The 4,648-nt window shown below is 62.2% G+C and carries 5 protein-coding genes; 1 reads left to right on the top strand and 4 read right to left on the bottom strand.

The window, feature by feature from the left end; all coding sequences use genetic code 11:
- The first annotated feature begins 2 nt into the window (after positions 1 to 2).
- Positions 3 to 635, top strand: a complete 633-nt coding sequence (locus BT264_RS36920; protein ID WP_256260782.1) for a hypothetical protein — start codon at positions 3 to 5, stop codon at positions 633 to 635.
- Positions 636 to 680: 45 nt separating this feature from the next.
- Here BT264_RS36920 and BT264_RS40660 read toward each other — a convergent pair whose 3' ends face one another.
- The 4 genes from BT264_RS40660 to BT264_RS36905 form a co-directional block, all read right to left on the bottom strand.
- Positions 681 to 1,481, bottom strand: coding sequence for a hypothetical protein (locus BT264_RS40660; protein ID WP_309146476.1), 801 nt, complete (start codon positions 1,479 to 1,481; stop codon positions 681 to 683).
- Positions 1,482 to 1,513: 32 nt separating this feature from the next.
- The gene (locus BT264_RS40655; protein WP_309146475.1) at positions 1,514 to 2,857 is read right to left on the bottom strand and encodes a ParB/RepB/Spo0J family partition protein; all 1,344 of its coding nucleotides are present in this window, start codon (positions 2,855 to 2,857) and stop codon (positions 1,514 to 1,516) included.
- A 126-nt stretch (positions 2,858 to 2,983) separates the two neighbouring features.
- Positions 2,984 to 3,817, bottom strand: a complete 834-nt coding sequence (locus BT264_RS36910; RefSeq protein WP_072445460.1) for a DUF932 domain-containing protein — start codon at positions 3,815 to 3,817, stop codon at positions 2,984 to 2,986.
- 460 nt (positions 3,818 to 4,277) lie between these two features.
- On the bottom strand, positions 4,278 to 4,648 hold a 371-nt coding region (locus BT264_RS36905; protein ID WP_177319005.1), incomplete at its 5' end, for a transposase.

Genomic DNA, 4,648 nt, shown 5'->3' with positions numbered 1-4,648 from the left:
GCCTGTTTCTCGAGGTCGCGGGTGAGCTGCCCGACGATGCCAGTCTTTTGCGGATGCGGCGGGTCTCCTCTGCGTTGAGCTTGCGGGACAACGACGCGCTGTGGTCGATGATCGCCATGCTGGAATACTACGCGCGGCTTTACGAGGCCATGCCCGATCGTATCCGCAGGGCCGGAGAGGACAGTTTCGAGGCAGTGCGTCGGGAAGCCGAGGAGGCGACCGAGGCCTTGATGCACCAGCATCGTGATGCGCTTGCGCGTTGCAAGAAGACGATCGAGTTGGCCGAGGGCATGATCCGGGAACACGAGGCGAGGTATCAGGTTGCGCTGGCAACGCTCAATGAGCGATCGATAGCCGAGCTGGCGGACGGATTGGCCAATCGGGTCGCGAGGATCGCCGGTAACCGCCTTGTCGGTGCCGCGGCGGTGGTGGCGCGGCACCAGCGGGAACGGCTGGATGAGGCTGTGAGCCTGTTCGAGCGGACGATCGCGCAGACCGTAAAACAGATTCAGGCGGATATCACGGTAAATGAGCGGCGCTTGATCCGGATGCTCAGTTACCTGTTGGTCGTCGGGGCCAGTCTGTTTGTGACATTGACCGCTGTTGCATTTTGGATGGGCGAACACGCCCGATAAACGGTACGCCCCGCCCGCGCGCGAGCACAGGCGGGAAGCGCATTATCACGCGGTGTGTTGCGTGGTTTCGGCATCCGCCATGCCGGCGGCGGTCGGGAAGGGCCATGCCGGGCGGCTTTCGTTCGCCGGCCCAGTGCTAGCCGGAGCGTCAGTTTCCTGTGCGCTGGCTTCGTCCGCACTGGCTACAGTCGGTGTTTTCGCTTCTTCAGCCTCGTTATCCTCGTCGTCCAGATTGTTCATCACACCGAGGGCACGGAGCGGCGGCACTTCCCGATCGGTGAGGATATTCGGGAGCCATGCGGACGTTGCCAGCCGCAGTTCGGCAGCGGCGGCGGCATTCCCCTTTTTCATCTTGCTCAGGTCGAGCGCAATCTTGGGAGAAACCGCCTGCATGGCTACGTCCACGATGCGTGCTTTACTGACGTGGTCGAAGTACGCGGCCCGGGTCAGCGTCCAGTATCGGGTCATGTCAAGCTGCAGCGCATTGCTCAGGGCATTGATCGCGTGCGGGCCTTCCGTGCCGGTGACCCCGTCGAGCAGGGTGCCGGTGCAGAAGGCGAGCAAGTCGAGCAATGTCGTGCCGGGATCTTGCTCGGTCAGCCAAGACAGCAGGTCGGCCAGATTCCGGGGGAGGGCCGCGAGCCACCGCTGGCGCTGCGCGTCGATGACGCCCCATGCGGGGCTGGCGGACAGATCGTCAGCGGCTGTCAGCAGGGCATCGTGGTTGCTGGTGGCATGGAGTTCCAGATAGTCCCGACTCGCCCCGGCACCATATCGTTCCGGAAAGGCGACCGGTGCGAGCCGGAACAACAGCGCCGCGAGGGCGACGGACGGTTGCGCGATCAATTCCGCGTGAATGGCAGCGGTACGATGTGCGCTCAGGCGCTGACAGAGCTTCGCGCTATGAATCGGCTTGGCTTTACGATTCGTCTCCGCAATCGCGGTGGCCTGTCCGGCTTCCGTTGCATCCCTGCCGTGAGCCGCATTGCCGTCACCAGTCCACGCTCGATGATCGGGTCGCCTTGCGGGTCAAGGATGACAAACGCCCCGGCCTCGGCCATCTGCTGTGCGTTCCACGTCCGCGTACGTGCTTCGAGCGTCTGAATTGCGACGGCGACCGCGTTCAGTTCGGCCTCGATACGCTCGCCTTCCTCGTAGGCGTTTTCGTCGTCCTCCGAAAGCGCATCGTACTGTTCCGCGAGTGCATCTTGCCGCGCCGTCAGCGCATCCATTTCGCGTTGCTCGTCCTCGGTATACGGTCGGTCAAGCGGATCGAGCCTGTCGTAGCGGTTCAGTTCGAGTACGTCACGCTCGATGCGCGTTTCGGTCCAGTTCCATCCTTCGGCACGGACTTCCTCGGCCACCGCTTCGAGTTTCTCGCTCGCGAGACGCTGCAACAGGTCTGCGTCGGCGACGAATCCGGCATTTTCGGCGTCGCTGAACAGATCGCGTCGAACATATCCGCCCGCCGTCTCGTAAGCCGCGAGTCCGACGAAGCGGACTAGCCGACTGCGGCTCGCGTCGATTTCAGCCCGCGTGATCGCCTGACGGAGATATTGCGGGGCGCGCTGCCAGTCGTTCGTCGCATCGAACCAGACGCGTTCTTGCGTTTCGTGGTCGTCGGCCAGCGCGAGCGCGGCAAGCTGGTCGAGGGTGATCCCGTCCTCACGCAGCAGCGCGAGCAGCTTGGGCGACACGTTGGCGAGCTTCATGCGCCGCTTGACCGTCAGCGGCGAGGCGGAAAACAGCGCGGCGATATAGTCGACGCTGCGGCCTTCCTCGGCCAGCATCCGGTACGAGCGCAGCACGTCGAACGGATCGAGCCCTTCGCGCTCGCTGTTCTCGACCAGTGAAATCGCGAGGGCTTCGCCTTCGCTGACGATCCGCACCGGCACCGGATAGTCGGCGGCGATGTGCTTTTGCTCGAACAACAGATCGAGCGCGGCTTCGCGGCGCTGGCCCGCGCAGACACCATACCGGCGTTGCTTGCTGCGCGATCCTTTCATTTTGTGCACAACGAGGTTTTGCAGCAAGCCCTTTGCACGAATATTGGCGGCGAGGCCGGGAATGCCGGACAGGGGCTGCGTGCGCGCGTTGAGCGGCGAGCGTCGCAGGCTGGAATACGGTACGGTCACGATGGACTGCTCGTTGCCGAAGTGGGTTTCGAGCACAGAGGTCGCTTCAACAGTGCCCACATCGGCGGTTTTGGCTTGGGTTTGCATGATTGACTCCCGAAAATTGGAAAGAAAGTTCCGGTTCGCGTCTCGCGAAGACTGTCAGGACTTGACCCGAATAGGAGTCCTGATAGGCCGTGCCAGAATGGGGCGGAGGGGACCGCCCCAGTATGCTTACGCCTTCATCTGGCGCATGGCGTCGGCCAGCATCCAGAGGGCGCGATTGAGCTTCACGTTCTGGTCGATGCCGGTGATGGGGCGTGTGGACATCGCGCGCCCAGTGCGCGAGCGGCCATGCAGTCCACCTTTGGTGAGGTTTTCCTGCGCGCGGTTAAACACAGTCCAGAGGTCGTCACGGCGATCCTCGAAACGGCGCGGGGCGAGCAACTGGATTGCAGAGATCGGAGCCGGTGCCTCGGCATCGGTCGGGTCGTAGCGCAGCGCGAGTGCGGAGCGCGCGAACGCGTGCTGTTCGTCACGGTTCAGCGTCACGTCGCGCATGCCTTCTTTTTGTTCGCGGATCAGGTCGAAGCCGTCGAGCACGTCGAATGCGCCGTTGATGACGTTCTGGACGATGTTCCCTTTGTGCGGCACCCGAATATCCGCGACGTTGTCACCCGCCACCATGCCGTTCTGGCACACGAAGCGCAGCACGCCTGCGAGCATCTGATAGCTGCTTGTGCCGTCGTGCGAATTCAGCAGCACGATTTCGTTGGCTTCGTCGCCGATGATCTGGTCGGCGTGGCGAAGACGCAGCATATGCTTCGTGTATTCGCGCTTGCCTTCGTCACGTACGCGGGTCTGACAGACCATGAACGGCTGAAAGCCATCGTTGCGCAAGCCGCGCAGTACATCGATGGTGGGAATGTAGGTGTAGCGCTCCGAGCGGCTTTCGTGCTTGCTGTCCGCGAAGATGGACGGCGCGACGCGACGGATTTGATCGTCCGACAGGGGCGAGTCGGCACGAAGCATCGGCGAGCTGTAATGGAAAGAAGAGGCGAGTTGCATGGCGATCTCCACAGAAAAAATGTTGAAGGTCGGGCTGCGGGATGGCCTTGCCGCTCAAGCGGGGAAACCTTCCCAGTGGAACTCGGGGTTGGCTTTTGCTTGAGCCTGACACCCGGTTTCCTGCCCGTGCGACCCAAGGAGTCGACGGCGGGGCGGTGTCAAGGAAAGAGGCGAGGGATGGTGCGGGCAACCCGGTCGCTCGCCCCTTGATGCCGCCCCGTCGTCGGCTACGGTCGCGGGACGGGGCAGGAACGCGGGCGGCAGGCGAATGCCAGGGCGCGAGTTAGACGGGAAGCGTTGCGAAGCCTGGGTTCACAGTTTTTGGGACAACGATCGACAAGTTGCCGTCGTTACGGTTCGATCCGATAGATGCATGAGCGATCCTGGACGACAACCCGCGGATGTAAGTCGATGTTGTCCCCAAGATCAGGGAGCGTGGTCGGGTCGTGAGCCGTTCGACCTAGTGTCCCGTTCCGCTGATTCGCGAACAAAGTCTATGCAGCTTTTCGAGGATGGAGTCGGCTGAGGCGGTCCAGACGAACGGTTTGCAGTTTTCGTTGTAGTGGGAAACGAATTGATCGATACGCTTGATCAGTTGTTTGACCGAACTGAACGAGCCTCTGCGGATCGCCTTGTCGGTGATCAACGCAAAGAAGCGTTCGACCTGGTTGAGCCACGAACTGTAGGTGGGAATGAAATGCATGTGCCAGCGGGGGCGTGCCGCGAGCCACGCTTTGACCTTCGGATGCTTGTGACTGCCGTAGTTGTCAACGATGCAGTGCACGTCGAGATCAGCCGGGACGGCCTTGTCGATTTCGCGCAGGAACGACA

The sequence above is a fragment of the Burkholderia sp. NFPP32 genome, from assembly GCF_900119325.1.
In the GTDB taxonomy this organism is placed as follows: domain Bacteria; phylum Pseudomonadota; class Gammaproteobacteria; order Burkholderiales; family Burkholderiaceae; genus Burkholderia; species Burkholderia pyrrocinia_C.
Note: the sequence above shows the minus strand (reverse complement) of the source record. Positions and strands in the feature narration are given on the sequence as shown.

Excerpts from the sequence above, each read along its gene's own strand:
- BT264_RS40655 (WP_309146475.1), bottom strand. The coding sequence starts at position 2,857 with ATGCAAACCCAAGCCAAAACCGCCGATGTGGGCACTGTTGAAGCGACC.
- BT264_RS36910 (WP_072445460.1), bottom strand. The coding sequence starts at position 3,817 with ATGCAACTCGCCTCTTCTTTCCATTACAGCTCGCCGATGCTTCGTGCC.